Source organism: Pseudomonas sp. GM18, assembly GCF_000282195.1.
In the GTDB taxonomy this organism is placed as follows: Bacteria; Pseudomonadota; Gammaproteobacteria; order Pseudomonadales; family Pseudomonadaceae; genus Aquipseudomonas.
In genome coordinates this window covers 108,599-126,535 of the sequence record NZ_AKJT01000075.1, presented here as the reverse complement: position 1 = coordinate 126,535, position 17,937 = coordinate 108,599, and the positions used below count along the sequence as shown (strand labels likewise).

The following is a 17,937-nucleotide window of genomic DNA, read 5'->3' as shown; positions in this document are numbered from 1 at the left end:
GATGCCCAGTCGTTTGAAGGATTATCCAAGACTCATGGTCGCGGCTTTATGCCTGAGTACCCCGGTGCTCGCGGCGCAGACGGCCAGCGAAAACTACACCCTGCTCAGTCGCTCAACGACCGGGCACATGGAAGTCCAGCTGGATACCTCACAACGGCAATGGGTCAAAGACAAACGTGAATTGATCCTCGGCACGTCAGGCCCGGATTATCCGCCCTTCGACCTGACCCTTAGCGGCCACGACTACGAAGGTTTCACCGCCGACTACGCCGGCATCCTCGGCAAGGTTACGGGGTTGCCCATCAAGGTTCAGCGCTTCGCGTCCCGAGGAGCTGCGATCGAGGCGCTGGAAAAGGGTCAGGTCGACATGCTCGGCACCGCCAATGGGTTCGAGGCCGACAATGCCGACATTACGCTGTCCACACCTTACGCCGTGGATCAACCTGTGCTGGTGACACGGGAAGGAGAAACCAGGTCTCTGACCGATGGTCTTGCCGGCCTGCGGCTTAGCATGGTGTATCACTATCTGCCTCTGGACGAAGTCAGGGCGCTGTATCCGAAGGCAATCATCACCTCCTACCCGTCCTACCAAAATGCAATCAACGCGGTTGCCTTCGACCAGGCCGACGTTTTTCTCGGCGACACCATTTCAACTCATTACATGATCAATAAGGGGTATCTGAACAACATCCGCATGGCCAACTTCGGTAAACACGAAGCCCATGGCTTCAGCTTTGCCGTACAGAAGGGCAACCCGGACCTGCTCAGGATCATTAACGCGGTACTCAAGGCCATCCCCACCAGCGAACGGGAAAACATCGCTAAACGCTGGAGTGCCGGCAGCGACATTCTTCTCACCGATCAAAAACTGCAACTCACCCACCACGAAGAACGCTGGCTGGCGCAACATCCGGTTGTGCGGGTGGTGGTTAATGAAGCATTTGCGCCGCTGACGTTTTTTGACAGCGACGGTAACTTTCGGGGTGTCACGGCTGACCTGCTCGAACTGATCAGATTGCGCACCGGTTTGCGCTTCGAGATCCAGCGCAGCCGAAGCGATGACGAGATGGTCGAGCAGATCGCTAACCAGCAAGCCGACCTGATCGCTGCCCTGCTCCCCAGCGCACAGCGTGAAATGATATTGAACTTCAGCCGCCCTTATCTGGAAAACTCCTTTGTCCTGCTGACACGCAAAGCGGCCGACAGCCCGACAAACCTCAACCAGCTGCAGGACAAACGCCTGGCCATTGCCCAGGGCAATCCACTGGTGGATTACCTGCGTAGCGAGTTTCCGCGAATCAACCTGGTTGAAACTCCAGACACGTTCAGTGCCGTGGAGTTGCTCGCCGAGGGCAAAGCAGAAGGTGCGGTGAACTCATTGGTGATCGCCAATTACTTCATCTCATCGCGGATCTTCGAACAGACACTTCAGATCACCGCCACCATCGGCACCCGACAGGCGGCATTTTCCCTGGCGACCGGGCGCGACGCCAAAGAACTGAATGCCATCCTCGACAAGGCGCTATTGAGCATCGCACCGGAAGAGCTGGGCATCATCAATAACCGCTGGCGTGGCTATTCGGCGGCCTCGCAAAGTACCTGGCGCAACTATCACCGAGTGTTCTATCAGATCGTTACCGGCGCTGGCGTACTGCTGCTGATATCCGTTGCCTGGAATGCCTATATGAGACGCCAGATAAAACAGCGGCAGGCGGCGAAAGAACGCGCCGATGAAGCCAACCGGGCTAAAAGCACCTTTCTGGCAACCATGAGCCATGAGATCCGCACGCCGATGAATGCGATCATCGGCATGCTCGAACTGACACTCAAACGTATCGATCACGACCACCCGGATCGACCGGCCATCGACGTCGCGTATCACTCGGCAAAAGACCTGTTGGAACTGATCGGGGACATTCTCGACATTGCGCGCATCGAATCCGGACGTCTGAGCCTGAGCCCGGAGCGCGTCAATCTGGCTGAAACCGTAGCCTCGGTGGTGCGGATCTTCGACGGGCTGGCCCGGCAAAAAAATCTCGGACTGCACCTGGCACTCAACCCTGCAAAACCTGCGACCGATGTCCTGTTGGACCCGATGCGTTTCAAACAGGTGCTGTCCAACCTGGTCAGCAATGCAATCAAGTTTACGCAACAGGGTCAGGTCAGGATCAGCCTCGAGTTGCAACCGACCGACGAGCCCGACCGTGTGCAGCTGCAATTGTTGGTTGAGGACAGTGGCGCCGGGATCAGCGAGCAGGATCAGCAGCGACTGTTCGAGCCTTTCGTCCAGGCCGATAACTCCGGCCAGTTACCCAGGGGCGGTGCGGGGTTGGGCCTGGTGATCAGCCGCAATCTGTGCGAAATGATGGGCGGCAGCCTGCAATTGAGCAGCCAGCTGGGGGTCGGCACTCAGGTTCGGGTTTCGCTGAACCTGCCGACCCTGCCGCCTTTACAGATGCCGGAAATTGCCGAGCCACAGATTCACCAGAGCGCTGCCCCCTTGAACGTTCTGGTGGTCGACGATCACCCGGCCAATCGCTTGCTCATGTGCCAGCAACTGGAGTTTCTGGGGCATCGGTTCAAGGTCGCAGCGGATGGCGAGGCGGGATTGGAGGCGTGGAAAGATCAGCCATTCGACCTGGTGATTGCCGATTGCAACATGCCGATCATGAACGGATATGAGATGGCCCGTACCATTCGCCAACATGAACGGCGCATGCAGCGCCCTGCCTGTACCGTTCTGGGTTTCACCGCCAATGCACAACCGGAGGAAAGACAACGCTGCAAACAAGCCGGGATGGACGATTGCCTGTTCAAACCCCTCAGCCTGACGGCCTTGAGCCAATGGATCGAAGGCATGGCACCGACGGTCCGCGACCCGGCGTTCAGTCTGGAGGGGCTGCACCTGTTGACCGGTGGCAACCCGGCACTGAACCGGCGATTGTTGACTGAGCTGCTGAATAGCAACCGCTTGGATCGGCAAACGCTGCTGACGTTGTCCCGGTCAAACGACCGGCAGTCACTCCTCGACATTGCCCACAAAATCAAGGGAGCGGCGCGAATCGTCCAGGCCTCCCGACTGATCGACAGTTGCGAGGCGCTCGAAAAGGCCTGCAATAACAGGCCCCACCACGATCAAGTGGCCGATTGCAGCAAGTCCATGGAGCGCGCCATGCTCGAACTGGATCACGCGTTGCAACAACAGCTTGCATGCCACGACAAAAAGCAGAATGACGGAGCGTTAACTATGCTGGAAGGCTGAGCAGTGTGTTCATCGTCATGGAGAAAGCTGCAATGCCCAGCCCACTGCGCCCGGACCAACGCCGGTTTCCCCTGCACATCCATATCAGCGTGATGTTCACGTTCCTGCTGTTGCTGACCGGGATGGTGCTGGGCATTTTCAACTATCGGCAAACCACCCGGATCATTCTTTCCAGCAGTGAAAAGCTCTTCAACCGCATCGAGCAGGATGTCCGTCTGGACCTGCATCGCACCTATGAGCCGATTCGTCATCTGCTGAGTCTGCTGGCGGACAATCCCGCAACCCAGGCGCCCGACCTTGAGCAACGCCTGGCGTTGCTCAAGCCCTTCAGTCAATCGCTCACGGACAACCCCGACCTGGCCTCGCTGTACCTGGGCTACGGCAATGGCGACTTTTTCATGGTTCGCCCCCTGCGCAGCGTCGCCCTGAAAACACAGCTCAAGGCACCGGACACCGCGGCGTATCAGGTATGGAGTATCGAGCATCCAGGCAGTGGTCAGGTCCGCTCCCAATCCTTGTTTTTCGATCAGAACCTGGCCCTCATCAGCCGTCTGGAGAACCCCGACGAAATCTACGACCCACGCACCCGCACCTGGTTCTCCAGCGCCCGCAGCGACCGTGATCAGATCACCACCGAGCCCTACCTGTTTTTCTCCACCCACAATGTCGGCACGACCCTGGCGCGGCGCAGTGGTGAGCAAGCGGTGATGGGGGCCGACCTTACGCTGGCGGAACTGTCGGCGACCCTGGCCAAACATGTGGTGACGCCCGGCACTGAAATTGTGCTGCTCGATGCCGAGGGTAATGCCGTCGCCTACCCCGACAGCAGCAAACTGATCGTCGATGACCAGACGGCCCGGCTGATCAAAGCCGCCGACCTGAGCCCCAGCCTCGCGGCCCTGCTCACCAGTCCCCCTGAGATCAATCGCCTGAACGCCGCGGGTCGTCAATGGATCGTGGCGCGCAGCAGCATGCAAGAGGGTGGGCCCCAGGGGCTGCAACTGGCGCTGCTGGTGCCAGAGGACGAATTGCTCGTCGATGCCTACCGCATGCGCTGGCAAGGCGCGCTGATTACCCTGGCAACGCTGCTGTTGTGCCTGCCCATGGGTTGGCTGACCTCCAGAATCCTGGTCAAACCCTTGCGCGCCCTGGTGCAGGAAGCCGATGCGATTCGTAGTTTCGATTTCAATTTTCCGGCCAGCCGTCGCTCGCCGGTGCTGGAAGTCGACCAACTGAGCGTGTCGATGGCGCGGATGAAAGACACCCTGGCGAGTTTTTTCCGGATCACCGACAGCCTGAGCGCCGAAACCCGTTTCGCCCCCTTGCTGCAACGGGTGTTGTTTGAAACCGTGCAGATCGGCCAGGCCCAGGCCGGTCTGATCTACCTTCGCGAAGGTGATGAAAATCGCGTGGAACCTCATGCGCTGGTCATCAACGGCAGTTCACAGGCCTTGCCGTCATTCGACATTCAAGGGCATGTACCCCAGGATTCGCAGAGCCCTCAGTGGATGCAAACACTGTCGACCGCCGACAATGTCGTCACCTCTCTGGGCTTCGAACAGGCGGGGGATCTGCAGAAAGTCTTGCTCGCGATGGAGTGTCCGCGGGTTCATCTGATCGGTATTCGGCTGCACAATCGCCATAACGAAACCGTGGGCCTGCTGGTCCTGCTGCTGGCCGACACCGGCACGCAAAACGACCTGGAAAAACTGCGCCCGGATCGCATCGCGTTTCTCCAGGCAGTGTCTGGCGCAGCCGCCGTGAGTATCGAAAGTCAGCGCCTGCAAGCCAGGCAAAAGCAGCTGCTGGACTCATTCATTCAATTGCTGGCCGGCGCAATCGATGCCAAGAGCCCCTACACCGGTGGGCACTGCCAGCGGGTGCCGGCACTGACGCTGATGTTGGCGCAGGCGGCCGCCGCCAGTCAGGACCCGGCCTTCAGCAGCTATCAGCCCAGCGAAGATGAATGGGAGGCGCTGCACATCGCCGCCTGGCTGCATGATTGCGGCAAGGTCACCACCCCTGAATACGTGGTCGACAAAGCCACGAAACTTGAGACCTTGTACGACCGCATCCACGAAATCCGCACCCGTTTCGAAGTCCTCAAGCGTGATGCCTGGATCAACTATTGGCAGGCCATCGCCGGGGGCGGCGACGAGGCGCATCTGGCGCAATTGCGCGATGCGAGCCTGGCGGCGCTGGACGATGATTTCGCGTTTGTGGCTCGCTGCAACCTGGGCAGCGAGGCCATGGCCGAGGCCGATCTACAACGGTTGAACACCATCGCCCAACGCACCTGGACCCGAACCCTGGATGATCGACTGGGCGTTTCGTGGGAAGAGAACCGGCGCCAGGCCCGGACCCCGGCGCCGACCCTGCCGGTCAGCGAGCCGCTGTTGGCGGATAAACCCGAGCATCTGCTCGAACGCGCCGACAGCGAGCTGATCCCGGCCGACAATCCCTGGGGATTCAAGCTCGACGTGCCGCGCTACAAGTACAACCGGGGCGAACTCTACAACCTGAGCATCACCCGAGGCACCCTGACCCGCGAGGAGCGTTACATCATCAATCACCACATGGTGCAGACGATCCTGATGCTCAGTCACCTGCCCTTCCCCGGCCACCTCAATAACGTCACGGAGATCGCCGGCGGCCACCACGAAAAAATGGACGGCACCGGTTATCCCAAACGGTTGAAGCGCGAAGACATGAGCCTGCCGGCGCGGATGATGGCGATTGCCGACATTTTCGAAGCGCTGACCGCCGCCGATCGCCCCTACAAGAAAGCCAAGTCGTTGAGCGAAGCGCTGGGCATCATGGCCACCATGTGCCGTGACGCCCACATCGACGCTGAATTGTTCGGGCTGTTCATCAACGACGAAATCTACTTGCAGTACGCCAGTCAATTCCTGGAGCCACAACAGATCGATGCCGTTGACCCGACAAGCCTGCTGATCAAGGCCGGCTTGAAAGCCTGATCAGCAGTCGGTCAAACGCAGGAAAATCGCCGCCAGTTGCTCGATACCGGCCTGATCGTCAGCGGTAAAACGCGCCAGCTTAGGGCTGTCGAGGTCCAGCACGCCGATCAGTCGACCGTCCTTGACCAACGGCACGACGAGTTCACTGTTCGATGCGCTGTCGCAAGCGATGTGGCCGGGGAATGCGTGTACGTCTTCGACCCGCTGGGTCTGCAAGGTGGCAGCGGCAGCCCCGCACACACCGCGACCGAATGGAATCCGTACGCAGGCGATCTGCCCCTGAAACGGGCCAAGCACCAGTTCTTCGTTGCGATTAAGGTAGAAACCGGCCCAGTTCAGGTCATCGAGCTGGTTGAACAGAAACGCGGAAAATTGCGCGGCGTTGGCGATAAAATCACGCTCGTCCGCCAGCAACGATTCCAGCTGTGCCCATAGCATGCCGTAGCCCTCAAGGCCCTGGCCGCTCTTTTGTAAATCGATCATGCCTTTTGCTCCAACAGCTTCAGCCCGACCCAATAGCGGGCAAATTGATACGCGCAACGTCCGTTGCGATTACCCCGGCCCGTGGCCCAGCGCACCGCGAGGATGTCCAACTCTTCGTCACGCTGCCACTTGAGACCGGCCTTGTCGGCCAATTGGCCGATCCAGTGCTCGACGACGTTGAGGAAATGTTCCTGAGTAAACGGATAGAACGACAGCCACAGGCCAAAACGGTCCGACAGCGCGATCTTGTCTTCCACCGCCTCATTGGGATGGAGCTCGCCATCGACCCGTTTCCAGTTTTCGTTATCGCTTTCCTTCTCCGGCACCAGATGGCGACGGTTGGAGGTGGCGTACAGCAGAACGTTGTCTGGCGCCTGTTCGAGAGAACCATCGAGTACGCTTTTGAGCACGCGATAATCGCCCTCGCCCGACTCGAACGACAGGTCATCGCAGAACAGCACAAACCGTTGGGACAACTTGGCGATCTGCTCGACCACCCGCGGCAAGTCCGCCAGGTGATCGCGCTCGATCTCGATCAGCCGCAGGCCGTTCCTGGCGTGTTCGGCCAGCAAGGCGCGCACCAGCGACGATTTACCGGTGCCCCGCGAGCCCCAGAGCAAGGCGTGGTTGGCGGGCATGCCGTCGAGGAACTGTTGAGTATTGCGGCCCAATTGCTCAAGTTGCCGGTCAACGCCGATCAGGTCGGACAGGCGCATGTCGAGGCTGACTTGCAGCGGCAACAGAAAACCGTTGCGACCCTCGCGCTGCCAGCGTGCGGCCAGGCAGTGTGTCCAGTCGACCGTTTGCCGAGGCGCCGGCAGCAGCGGTTCGATACGGGCCAGAACGGCATCGGCGCGTTCAAGAAAAGCATTCAATCGGGAATCCACGTCTTCTCCTCGGGCACGTTCACAGTGATGATGGCGGTACAGCGACGAAACACAGCATCCGATGCCCGGCCAACAACCCGTACAGGTGTTTTGCGAGAACATCGGTATCCATTGATGATCGACTATGCTTGAGCAGCGAAGGGAAACGGAAGTGGTTCAACATCCCATGGATATCAAGTTCAGCCAGCGGCTGTCGTACAAGCAAGCCAAGCTTACGGTGCTGGTCGGCTTCATTCTGGGCACGCTGCTCAGCCTTGTGCAAATAGGCATCGATTATGCCAGCGAAGACGCCTCCATCAACCGCGAAATCCTGTCTTTGCTGGAAATCAGCCATAACCCCGCGTCTCGCATCGCCTACAACATCGACGCCGAACTCGCCCAGGAACTGATCCTGGGGCTGCTGCGCTCCCCGGCGATCATCGGCGCGAAATTGACCGACAACAACAATACCGTACTGGCCAGCGTCAAACGCCCCGGCCTGGAAAACAATTACCGGATGCTCAGCGACTTCCTGTTCGGCGCCAACCGACAGTTTGAAGACCGTCTTTACCTCGACCACTTGCCGGACGAGTCCCTCGGAACCTTGCACCTGGATGTCGATACCTACACCTTCGGCAGTCGTTTCCTGCGCCGGGCCGAAGTGACCCTGCTCAACGGCTTCGCGCGCAGCCTGATCCTCACGGGCATTCTGTTGGCGCTGTTTTACGTGATGCTGACCAAACCGCTGGTGCGGGTCATCCGCGAACTCAGTGGTCGTGATCCGCGCAGCGCGGAGCCGACCTGGCTGGAGTATCCGGCGGGGCATGAAAACGATGAAATCGGCGTCTTGGTCAAGGTCGCCAATCAACAGTTCGATAACATTGCCACCGAGATCCAGCAGCGGCGCAATGCCGAAAACCGTCTGACCGACTACCTCTCGCAACTGGAAAATATCGTCTCGGCCCGTACGGCGGAACTCAAGGCCATCAACTCGCGGCTCAGCCTGTCCAACGAGGAACTGGAAGTCGCCCGACGCACCGCCCTGGACATGGCCGAGGCACGCTCGGTGTTCCTGGCCAACATGAGCCATGAAATCCGCACGCCTCTCAACGGTCTGCTGGGGATGATCGCGCTCTCGCTGGACGGCCCGCTCAATGCCGAGCAGCAGCAACAGCTGTCCATCGCCCATGACTCGGGCAAAGTGCTGGTGGAACTGCTCAACGATATTCTCGACCTGTCGAAATTCGATGCCGGCCAGCTGGAACTCGAACACATTCCATTCGACCTCGGCTCGCTGATCGAAGACACCGCCAACCTGCTGTCCCAGAACGCCGCGCCGAGCGTCGAGCTGACGTGCCTGATCGACCCGCAATTTCCCGCGCTGGTGCTCGGCGATCCGACCCGGGTCCGGCAGATCGTCAGCAACCTGTTGTCCAACGCCCTCAAGTTCACCCGCTTCGGGAGGGTCGATGTGCGTCTTTCAACGTTCGAAGACGGCGTGCGAATCGAGGTCTGCGACACCGGCATCGGCATCGCCCAGGACGCGCAAGTCAAAATCTTCCAGCCGTTTACCCAGGCCGGTGCCGGCATTACCCGGCAATTCGGCGGTACCGGGCTGGGCCTGGCGCTGACTTATAACCTCTGCGAAGCCATGCAGGGGCGCCTGACAATCAGCTCCGAAGCTGGCTTCGGCAGTCAGTTCTGCGCCGACCTGCCGCTGCCCTGCCACACTCGCGCCATCCCGCCAGCAGCTCTGCAAGGCAACATCGTCGCGATCACGGCCGCCAGCAGCGGACTGGCGGAACTGCTACAGAATCTATTGCCCGAATGGGGGCTCGGCTATCAACAGCGTTCCATCGATGACCGATTGATCGGCCTGGATCCGGATGTGTTGATCACCGACTGCCCCGAATGCCTGTTTGGCCTGCGCCCTACTTTAACCGCGCCGATTCTGCTGGTGACCGCTTACGGCAGTTTCCTGCCCAGCGAGCAAGCCAGCGCCCTGGCACCTTTGCAGCAGCAGGCGCGACCGTTGGCGCGCAATGCGCTTTACCAGACATTGCGACGGATCTTGCAGCCGGAACTCAACACGATCAACGGTGCCCGGGTCGAAGTGCTCTCACCCCTGCGACGCGGGCGCATCCTGCTGGTGGAGGACAACCCGGTCAATCAGTTGGTGGCCAAGGGCATGCTCGGCAAACTCGGCTGCGAGGTGAGCGTCGCGGCCCATGGCGCCGAAGCCCTGGATCAGCTCGAGCACAGCGAATTCGACCTGGTGCTGATGGACTGCAACATGCCGGTGATGGACGGCTACGAAGCCAGCCGGCAGATCCGTCGCAGCGGGCGCTGGCCACAACTGCCCATCGTCGCCCTGACCGCCAACGCCATGTCCGAAGAACGCGAACGCTGCCGTGCGGCGGGCATGAGCGACTACCTGGCCAAACCCTTCCGCCGGGAAGAACTGGCGGCCCTGCTCGACTTGTGGATACCCACTACGACAGCGATTTGATTTGCCCCAACAGGTGATCGAGACCATCTCGCAGCTCATTCAGGCGATCCAGATCGACCCCGCTATCGCACAACAGGCGGGCCTTGAGCGGCCCGACCTGATCGCGCAAGGCCTTGCCGGTGGACGACAGGCTCAAGTGCACCTCGCGCTCATCGCGCGCCGAACGCTGGCGCTGCACCAATTGCAGTTGCTCAAGACGCTTGAGCAGCGGCGTCAGGGTCCCGGAATCCAGCGCCAAGCGCTCACCCAGCGCCTTGACCGTCGGCTGCTCCGGTGCCGCCTCCTGCCATTCCCACAGCACCAGCATCGCCAGGTATTGCGGGTAGGTCAGGCCCAGCTGATCGAGCATCGGCTTGTAGGCACGGATCACCGCCCGGGAAGCGGCGTACAGTTTGAAGCAGAGCTGACTGTCGAGTTTCAGCGAATCGACTGACAACGTGTTCATTTGAGCAGGGCTTCGATCTCGCGGCGCAGCGCTTGCGGCTTGGTGGCCGGAGCAAAGCGCTTGATCAGTTGACCGTCCTTGCCGATCAGGAACTTGGTGAAGTTCCACTTGATGCCCTGGGAACCCAATACACCCGGCGCGCGTTTTTTCAGCTGAACGAATAGCGGGTGAGCACCGGCACCGTTGACTTCGATCTTCTTGAACAGCGGGAAACTCACCCCGTAATTCAACTCGCAGAACTCGGAAATCGCCCCTTCGTTGCCCGGCTCCTGCTGGCCGAATTGATTGCAGGGAAACCCGAGCACCACCAAACCTTGATCCTTGTAGCTCTGCCAGAGCTCTTCGAGGCCTTTGTACTGCGGGGTGAAACCACATTTGCTGGCGGTGTTGACCACCAGCACCGCTTTACCGGCGAAATCGGCCAGGGTCTTTTGCTCCCCCTTGATGGTGGTGCAAGGGATGCTCAGCAGGTTGTCGCTCATGGCACGAACTCCGAATGAAGGAATATCAAACATAGCGAGCAATTGAATTGTGTGCAATTTAATAAATCAATAGATGCCCCACACGCGAACATCATTGTAGGAGCAGCCTTCGGCAGCTCCTACGCGCGCGACATCAGCAGATTATTCGCGGGGAACGAGGTCCAGGCACACCGAGTTGATGCAATAACGCAAACCGGTTGGCGGCGGACCGTCCGGGAACACATGCCCAAGGTGTGCATCGCACTTGGCGCAGACCACTTCGGTGCGGATCATGCCGTGGCTGATATCACGGATCTCGACCATCGCGCTGTCGCCGATCGGCGCGTAGAAGCTCGGCCAGCCGCAGCCGGAATCGAACTTGGTTTTGGAGTCGAACAGCGGTGCGTTGCAGCAGATGCAGTGGTAAACACCGTCGGTTTTGGTGCCGTTGTATTTACCGGAGAACGGCCGCTCGGTGCCCTTGAGGCGGCAAACGTTGTACTGCTCCGGATCAAGCATGGCCCGCCATTCTTCCAGGGTTTTTTCCAACTTTTCCATCGATACACCTCAGCAGCTGAAAAAGCCCGATCTGTACCTTTTCCACGGATCGGGCGGCACGTATGATTGCGCCTCGTCAAACGCCAGTCTGGCAGCCGGACCACGCGCATTCAAACGGATTTATGAGTGCCGCCACTCAAGGCGTCAGGCCTGTGTGAATACGCAGGATTCCCAGCACGGTCGTTCATACGCCGCCTGGATCGTTCATTTTCGGGAACACATCGCCATGCAGGTCAGCAAATCGAACAAGCTCGCCAACGTCTGCTACGACATTCGCGGCCCAGTGCTCAAGCACGCCAAACGCCTGGAAGAGGAAGGCCATCGCATCCTCAAGCTGAACATCGGCAACCCGGCGCCCTTTGGTTTCGAAGCGCCGGATGAAATCCTTCAGGACGTGATCCGCAACCTGCCGACCGCCCAGGGCTACAGCGACTCCAAAGGCCTGTTCAGCGCCCGTAAAGCCGTGATGCAGTACTACCAGCAAAAGCAGGTGGAAGGCGTCGGCATTGAAGACATCTACCTGGGCAACGGCGTTTCCGAGCTGATCGTGATGTCGATGCAGGCCCTGCTCAACAACGGCGACGAAGTGCTGGTGCCAGCCCCCGACTATCCGCTGTGGACCGCCGCAGTAAGCCTGGCGGGCGGCAACCCGGTGCATTACCTGTGCGACGAGCAGGCCAACTGGTGGCCGGACCTGGCCGACATCAAGGCCAAGATCACCCCGAACACCAAGGCCCTGGTCATCATCAACCCGAACAACCCGACTGGCGCTGTGTATTCGAAGGAAGTCCTGCTGGGCATGCTGGAACTGGCCCGTCAGCACAATCTGGTGGTGTTCTCCGACGAGATCTACGACAAGATCCTGTACGACGACGCCGTGCACATCTGCACCGCCTCGCTGGCACCGGACCTGCTTTGCCTGACCTTCAACGGCCTGTCCAAGTCCTATCGCGTGGCCGGCTTCCGCTCCGGCTGGATCGCCATTTCCGGCCCGAAACACCACGCCCAGAGCTACATCGAAGGCATCGACATGCTGGCCAACATGCGCCTGTGTGCCAACGTGCCGAGCCAGCACGCGATCCAGACCGCACTCGGCGGCTATCAGAGCATCAACGACCTGGTATTGCCCCAAGGGCGCCTGCTGGAACAGCGTAATCGTACCTGGGAACTGCTCAACGACATTCCGGGCGTGAGCTGCGTCAAGCCAATGGGGGCGCTGTATGCGTTCCCGCGGATCGATCCGAAAGTCTGCCCGATCCACAACGACGAGAAATTCGTACTCGACCTGCTGCTCTCGGAAAAGCTGCTGGTGGTACAAGGCACGGCCTTCAACTGGCCATGGCCGGACCATTTCCGCGTGGTCACCCTGCCACGGGTCGACGACCTGGATCAGGCCATTGGCCGGATCGGCAACTTCCTCAAGTCCTATCGCCAGTAAATGGCCTGTCACCGTGCGACGCGGATAAAAGTCGCACGGTGATTAATTCAGCAACACATCTGTGCGCCCTGCCCTGCATCGTTGTTTCAAGCGCTGACTGACGACACGTTTCATGCCCACGCCTAACAACGGCGGGGGCCTGCGACGCTAATTGGCTGACAACCGTTTCCCATGCCGTCGTCGGAAATGCCCTTCATGCAGCTAAACTGTTGCCGTAGGACACAGTTTGAAATAGTCACCCGGTTGAATAGCCCGGTGCAGCACCTTATATACCCCGCAGTACGCTACATCTTTAGCACGAGGAGATTTCTACAACCATGATGCGCATTTTGCTGTTTTTGGCCACTAACCTGGCGGTCGTGCTGATTGCCAGCATCACCCTGAGCCTTTTCGGCTTCAACGGGTTCATGGCGGCCAACGGGGTTGATCTCAACCTCAATCAGCTGCTGATTTTCTGTGCGGTCTTTGGTTTCGCCGGTTCCCTGTTCTCGCTATTCATCTCCAAGTGGATGGCGAAAATGAGCACCAGCACCCAGATCATCAGCCAGCCGCGCACCCGGCATGAGCAATGGCTGCTGCAAACCGTCGAGCAACTGTCCCGCGAAGCCGGGATCAAGATGCCCGAAGTCGGGATTTTCCCGGCCTATGAAGCCAACGCCTTCGCCACCGGCTGGAACAAGAACGACGCACTGGTCGCGGTCAGCCAGGGCTTGCTCGAACGTTTTTCACCCGATGAAGTGAAAGCCGTTCTGGCCCACGAAATCGGTCACGTGGCCAATGGCGACATGGTCACCCTGGCGCTGATCCAGGGCGTGGTGAACACCTTCGTGATGTTCTTCGCCCGGATCATCGGCAACTTTGTCGACAAGGTGATCTTCAAGAACGAAGAAGGCCAGGGCATCGCCTACTACGTGGCGACCATCTTCGCTGAACTGGTCCTGGGCATCCTGGCCAGCGCCATCGTCATGTGGTTCTCGCGCAAGCGCGAATTCCGCGCCGACGAGGCCGGCGCAAGCCTGGCGGGTACCAGCGCAATGATCGGCGCCCTGCAGCGCCTGCGTGCAGAACAAGGGCTGCCGGTGCACATGCCGGACACCCTGAATGCCTTCGGCATCAACGGTGGTCTCAAACAAGGGTTCGCTCGCATGTTCATGAGCCACCCGCCACTGGAAGAACGCATCGACGCACTGCGTCGTCGGGGCTGACAGGTTCCGCAGCACTAAAAGAAAAGGCCCGCAGTAAATGCGGGCCTTTTTTTGTCTATTTGATTAATGCGGTGCTCTTCAGGCCCTCTTCGCGGGCAAGCTCAACACACCTTAATGGCTGGAAACCCGATACACACGCTCCTCAAGCCGCGTGACACCGGCCTCGAGAAACTTCCAGCTCTCACCCAGGACGTCCTGATCTTCCAAAATCTTCAGCCCCCACGAAGCGCCCAGAAGCCGTTGCACTTCGTCATCAAGCACAGCAAACGGCGGCCCGGCCATTTGCGACTGGTCGTAATCCAGCGTAATCAAAAGCCCTAAAGAGTCTTTCGGCAGAATCCGAATCAGATGAGCCGCGTATTGCTCACGCATCGCTGGCGGCAACGCGATCAGCGCCGCACGGTCGTACAGCGCGCCGCAATCGGCAACATCGCCTGCCGTCAACTCGAAGAAATCACCGCACCACAGCTCGATAGACCCCGCCCGATAGACGTTGAAAGGTCCCTGCTCGCTGATTGCCGGGTCCAGTTGATGCTCATTGAAAAAGTCTTCGATGGCCTTTTCCGACAGCTCGATACCCAGCACCTCATGACCGCAGTGCGCCAGCCACAACAGGTCCAGGCTCTTGCCACACAACGGCACCAGTACGCGAGAACCTTCATCAAGGCCCAGTTGCGGCCAGAACCGTTGCAGATAGGGATTTACTTCCGGCAGATGGAAGCCGATCTGATTCGACGCCCATCGTTTGTGCCAAAACTCCGGCTGCATAATTAACCCCGAAAAATTCGATCAAAAGACTCTAAAACTTATATTAGATTTAGATCAATGATCTGACTGAAGATGCTGCCATCTTACTCCCAGGAGCTCAATTATGTTCCCCAGCCTGTATATCTCTCATGGCTCCCCCATGCTGGCCCTGGAACCTGGCGCCAGTGGGCCGGCCCTCGCGAATCTTGCCGCGACAATGCCGAAGCCCAAGGCCATCGTGATCGTTTCTGCGCACTGGGAAAGCAGCGAACTGCTGGTCAGCGGCAACCCTCAACCCGAAACCTGGCACGACTTCGGCGGCTTTCCTCAGGCTTTGTTCGAAGTGCAGTACCCAGCACCCGGCAACCCGCAACTGGCGGCGCAGGTTGTCGAGCTGCTGAAGGGCGATGGCTTGCCTGCGCGCATCGACGCCAAGCGCCCGTTCGACCACGGCGTTTGGGTGCCCTTGTCGTTGATGTACCCGCTGGCCGACGTCCCGGTGGTGCAGGTCTCGCTGCCCACCCGTGGCGGCCCGGCGCTGCAAACCCGCGTCGGCCATGCCCTGGCCAGCCTGCGCGAGCACGGCGTGCTGTTGATCGGCTCTGGCAGCATCACCCACAACCTGCGCGAACTGGACTGGCACGCCGGCCCGGAAAGCGTCGAACCCTGGGCCAAGGCGTTCCGCGACTGGATGATCGAGAAGCTCGAAACGAACGATGAAGCGGCGCTGCACGACTATCGTCAGCAAGCGCCGAACGCTGTGCGCAACCATCCGAGTGACGAACATCTGTTGCCGCTGTACTTCGCCCGCTCGGCCGGGGGTGAGTTCAGCGTTGTGCACCAGGGGTTCACCATGGGGGCGCTGGGTATGGATATTTATCGCTTCGACTGATCGTTCCCACGCTCTGCGTGGGAATGCAACCCGGGACGCTCCGCGTCCCAGAAGCGGACGCAGAGCGTCTATTGATTCATTCCCACGCAGAGCGTGGGAACGATCAGGCAAAAAAAATCCCCGAACCAGTCGGGGATTTTTTATGTGCGATCAATCAGCCCGAGAGCGGATCAATCTTCGCGGTAGCGACGCAGCTTCAACTGCTTACCGGCAACGCGAGTGTCCTTCAGCTTGGTCAGCAGACGCTCCAGACCATCTTCCGGCAGCTCGACGAGGCTGAAGCTGTCACGCACCTGGATGCGACCGATGGCTTCACGCGCCAGACCACCTTCGTTGAGGATGGCGCCCAGCAGGTTCTTGGCAGCGATACCATCACGCGCACCCAGCGCGGTACGGCAACGAGCACGACCTTCAGCCAACGGGATCGGAGCACGACGCTCGCGGTCACCACGGTCCGGACGATCACCGGAACGCTCTGGACGATCGCCACGCGGTGCATTGTTCGGCACCAGTGGACGCTCTTTCTCGATTGCGGCCAGGGTCAGCGCTTGACCGTTGGTAGCCTTGCGCAGCAGGGCTGCGGCCAGGGCACGCGGGCTGCAACCGATGTCGGCAGTCAGACGATCCAGCAGATCACCGTGAGTCGATTCGGCATCGCCTACCAGCGGCGACAGGCTGTTGGTCAGTTTCTTGATGCGGGCATCGAGAACAGCCTGAGCGTCCGGCAGGCGAACTTCGGCAACTTTCTGACCGGTAACACGCTCGATCACTTGCAGCATGCGGCGCTCACGAGGAGTGACCAGCAGCAATGCGCGACCTTCGCGACCGGCACGGCCGGTACGGCCGATACGGTGAACGTAGGATTCCGGGTCGTACGGCATATCAACGTTGAACACGTGAGTGATACGCGGAACGTCCAGGCCACGAGCGGCAACGTCGGTCGCCACAACGATGTCCAGACGGCCATCCTTGAGGGATTCGATGACGCGCTCACGCTGGTTCTGGGCAATGTCACCGTTCAGCGCAGCGGCTTTGTAGCCTTTGGCTTCCAGGGCACTGGCCAGGTCCAGGGTCGCTTGCTTGGTGCGCACGAACATGATCAGGGCGTCGAAATCTTCCACTTCCAGCAAGCTGAGAACGGCAGAAGTCTTCTGGTCAGCGTGAACCAACAGGTGAGCCTGTTCGATCGCGGTAACGGTCTGAGTCTTGCTCTGGATCTTCACGTGCTTCGGATCGCGCAGGTGGCGTTCGGCGATGGCACGGATCGATTGCGGCAGGGTAGCCGAGAACAATACGGTCTGACGGGTTTCCGGCATGGCCTTGAAGATAACTTCCAGGTCGTCCATGAAGCCCAGTTTGAGCATTTCGTCCGCTTCGTCGAGAACCAGGTGGTTCACGGTAGTCAGGACTTTTTCGTCGCGACGCAGGTGGTCGCACAGACGACCCGGAGTGGCGACAACAATCTGTGCGCCATTACGGATTGCTTTCAATTGTGGGCCCATCGGCGCGCCGCCGTAGACAGCCACAACAGTTACGCCCGGCATTTGCTTGGCGTAGGTTTCGAAAGCGGTTGCAACTTGTAGCGCCAACTCACGAGTTGGGGCCAGGATCAGAGCTTGCGGCTCGCGCTTGGACGGATCAATGCGGTGCAGGATCGGCAGGGCAAAGGCAGCGGTTTTACCGGTACCGGTTTGCGCCTGGCCAATCATATCGTGACCGGCGAGAATGATCGGGATCGACTGCTGCTGAATGGCCGAAGGCTCTTCATAGCCGGTAGCGACTACTGCAGCGACAATATTAGGGTGAAGTTCAAGAGCGGCGAAGCCGCCGATTTCCTGGGTCATGGGTCTGCCTCTAAGTGCATCCGCAAAGACCCATGCTCCAAAGCTGCGCATGCCGTGTTGAGACTCAAGAGTCGCCCTGGCAGCTTTGTCGGCGGGGATTTGCGAAAACGAATGAATGAAAAGAATCGTCAAGGAAGAGTCCGCGGGGCGGACGTGCAGCCGAAGCTGGCTTCGGGGAATTGCGCTACCTAAACGCGGCCCGGTTAAAGGCCGGCGCGCACTATACCGGAATTTGCCCAAAAAGGGAGC

At 59.6% G+C, this 17,937-nt stretch carries 13 protein-coding genes; 6 read left to right on the top strand and 7 right to left on the bottom strand.

Translation table 11 applies throughout. From position 1 onward, the window contains the following. Window position 1 precedes the first annotated feature (1 nt). Window positions 2-3,262, top strand: a complete 3,261-nt coding sequence (locus PMI21_RS08720; RefSeq protein ID WP_007940026.1) for a transporter substrate-binding domain-containing protein — start codon at window positions 2-4, stop codon at window positions 3,260-3,262. Window positions 3,263-3,294: 32 nt separating this feature from the next. After that, window positions 3,295-6,240, top strand: coding sequence for an HD domain-containing phosphohydrolase (locus PMI21_RS08725; RefSeq protein ID WP_007940024.1), 2,946 nt, complete (start codon window positions 3,295-3,297; stop codon window positions 6,238-6,240). Here the strand turns inward: PMI21_RS08725 and PMI21_RS08730 are convergent, their stop codons facing one another. Together PMI21_RS08730 and PMI21_RS08735 are read right to left on the bottom strand one after the other, a co-directional pair. Then, window positions 6,241-6,723 carry a GAF domain-containing protein gene (locus PMI21_RS08730; protein WP_007940023.1) on the bottom strand — a complete coding sequence of 161 codons (483 nt, stop codon included), beginning with the start codon at window positions 6,721-6,723 and terminating at the stop codon, window positions 6,241-6,243. It abuts the gene before it with no gap. Then, window positions 6,720-7,610: an ATP-binding protein gene (locus PMI21_RS08735; protein WP_007940022.1), complete on the bottom strand. Its 891-nt coding sequence runs from the start codon at window positions 7,608-7,610 to the stop codon at window positions 6,720-6,722. Before PMI21_RS08735 ends, PMI21_RS08730 begins: the two co-directional genes overlap by 4 nt. Window positions 7,611-7,776: 166 nt before the next feature. On the opposite strand from PMI21_RS08735, the gene PMI21_RS08740 reads away from it, so the two are divergent. Next, window positions 7,777-10,098 (top strand): hybrid sensor histidine kinase/response regulator, encoded by a 2,322-nt coding sequence (locus PMI21_RS08740; protein ID WP_007940021.1) that lies wholly within the window; start codon window positions 7,777-7,779, stop codon window positions 10,096-10,098. Here the strand turns inward: PMI21_RS08740 and PMI21_RS08745 are convergent. The 3 genes from PMI21_RS08745 to msrB form a co-directional block, all read right to left on the bottom strand. After that, complete coding sequence (locus tag PMI21_RS08745) at window positions 10,082-10,543, bottom strand: MarR family winged helix-turn-helix transcriptional regulator (protein WP_007940020.1); 462 nt, start codon at window positions 10,541-10,543, stop codon at window positions 10,082-10,084. The genes PMI21_RS08740 and PMI21_RS08745 overlap by 17 nt on opposite strands. After that, window positions 10,540-11,025, bottom strand: a complete 486-nt coding sequence (locus PMI21_RS08750) for a glutathione peroxidase (protein WP_007940019.1) — start codon at window positions 11,023-11,025, stop codon at window positions 10,540-10,542. The genes PMI21_RS08745 and PMI21_RS08750 overlap by 4 nt, the downstream gene beginning before the upstream one ends. Window positions 11,026-11,166: 141 nt before the next feature. Next, window positions 11,167-11,562, bottom strand: coding sequence for a peptide-methionine (R)-S-oxide reductase MsrB (gene msrB, locus PMI21_RS08755; RefSeq protein WP_007940018.1), 396 nt, complete (start codon window positions 11,560-11,562; stop codon window positions 11,167-11,169). Between the two features lie 226 nt (window positions 11,563-11,788). On the opposite strand from msrB, the gene PMI21_RS08760 reads away from it, so the two are divergent. Both PMI21_RS08760 and htpX read left to right on the top strand, forming a co-directional pair. Beyond that, the gene (locus PMI21_RS08760; protein ID WP_007940017.1) at window positions 11,789-13,000 is read left to right on the top strand and encodes a pyridoxal phosphate-dependent aminotransferase; all 1,212 of its coding nucleotides are present in this window, start codon (window positions 11,789-11,791) and stop codon (window positions 12,998-13,000) included. A gap of 317 nt (window positions 13,001-13,317) precedes the next feature. After that, entirely contained in the window at window positions 13,318-14,205 is an 888-nt protein-coding gene (gene htpX / locus PMI21_RS08765; RefSeq protein WP_007940016.1) for a protease HtpX, read from the top strand. Between the two features lie 111 nt (window positions 14,206-14,316). On the opposite strand, the gene PMI21_RS08770 is transcribed toward htpX, so the two are convergent. Next, complete coding sequence (locus tag PMI21_RS08770) at window positions 14,317-14,973, bottom strand: thiopurine S-methyltransferase (protein ID WP_007940014.1); 657 nt, start codon at window positions 14,971-14,973, stop codon at window positions 14,317-14,319. A gap of 103 nt (window positions 14,974-15,076) precedes the next feature. Here PMI21_RS08770 and PMI21_RS08775 point away from each other — a divergent pair, with 103 nt between their 5' ends. After that, the gene (locus PMI21_RS08775) at window positions 15,077-15,844 is read left to right on the top strand and encodes a DODA-type extradiol aromatic ring-opening family dioxygenase (protein WP_007940013.1); all 768 of its coding nucleotides are present in this window, start codon (window positions 15,077-15,079) and stop codon (window positions 15,842-15,844) included. 170 nt (window positions 15,845-16,014) lie between these two features. Here PMI21_RS08775 and PMI21_RS08780 read toward each other — a convergent pair whose 3' ends face one another. After that, complete coding sequence (locus tag PMI21_RS08780) at window positions 16,015-17,688, bottom strand: DEAD/DEAH box helicase (protein ID WP_007940012.1); 1,674 nt, start codon at window positions 17,686-17,688, stop codon at window positions 16,015-16,017. Between the last annotated feature and the right edge of the window lie 249 nt (window positions 17,689-17,937).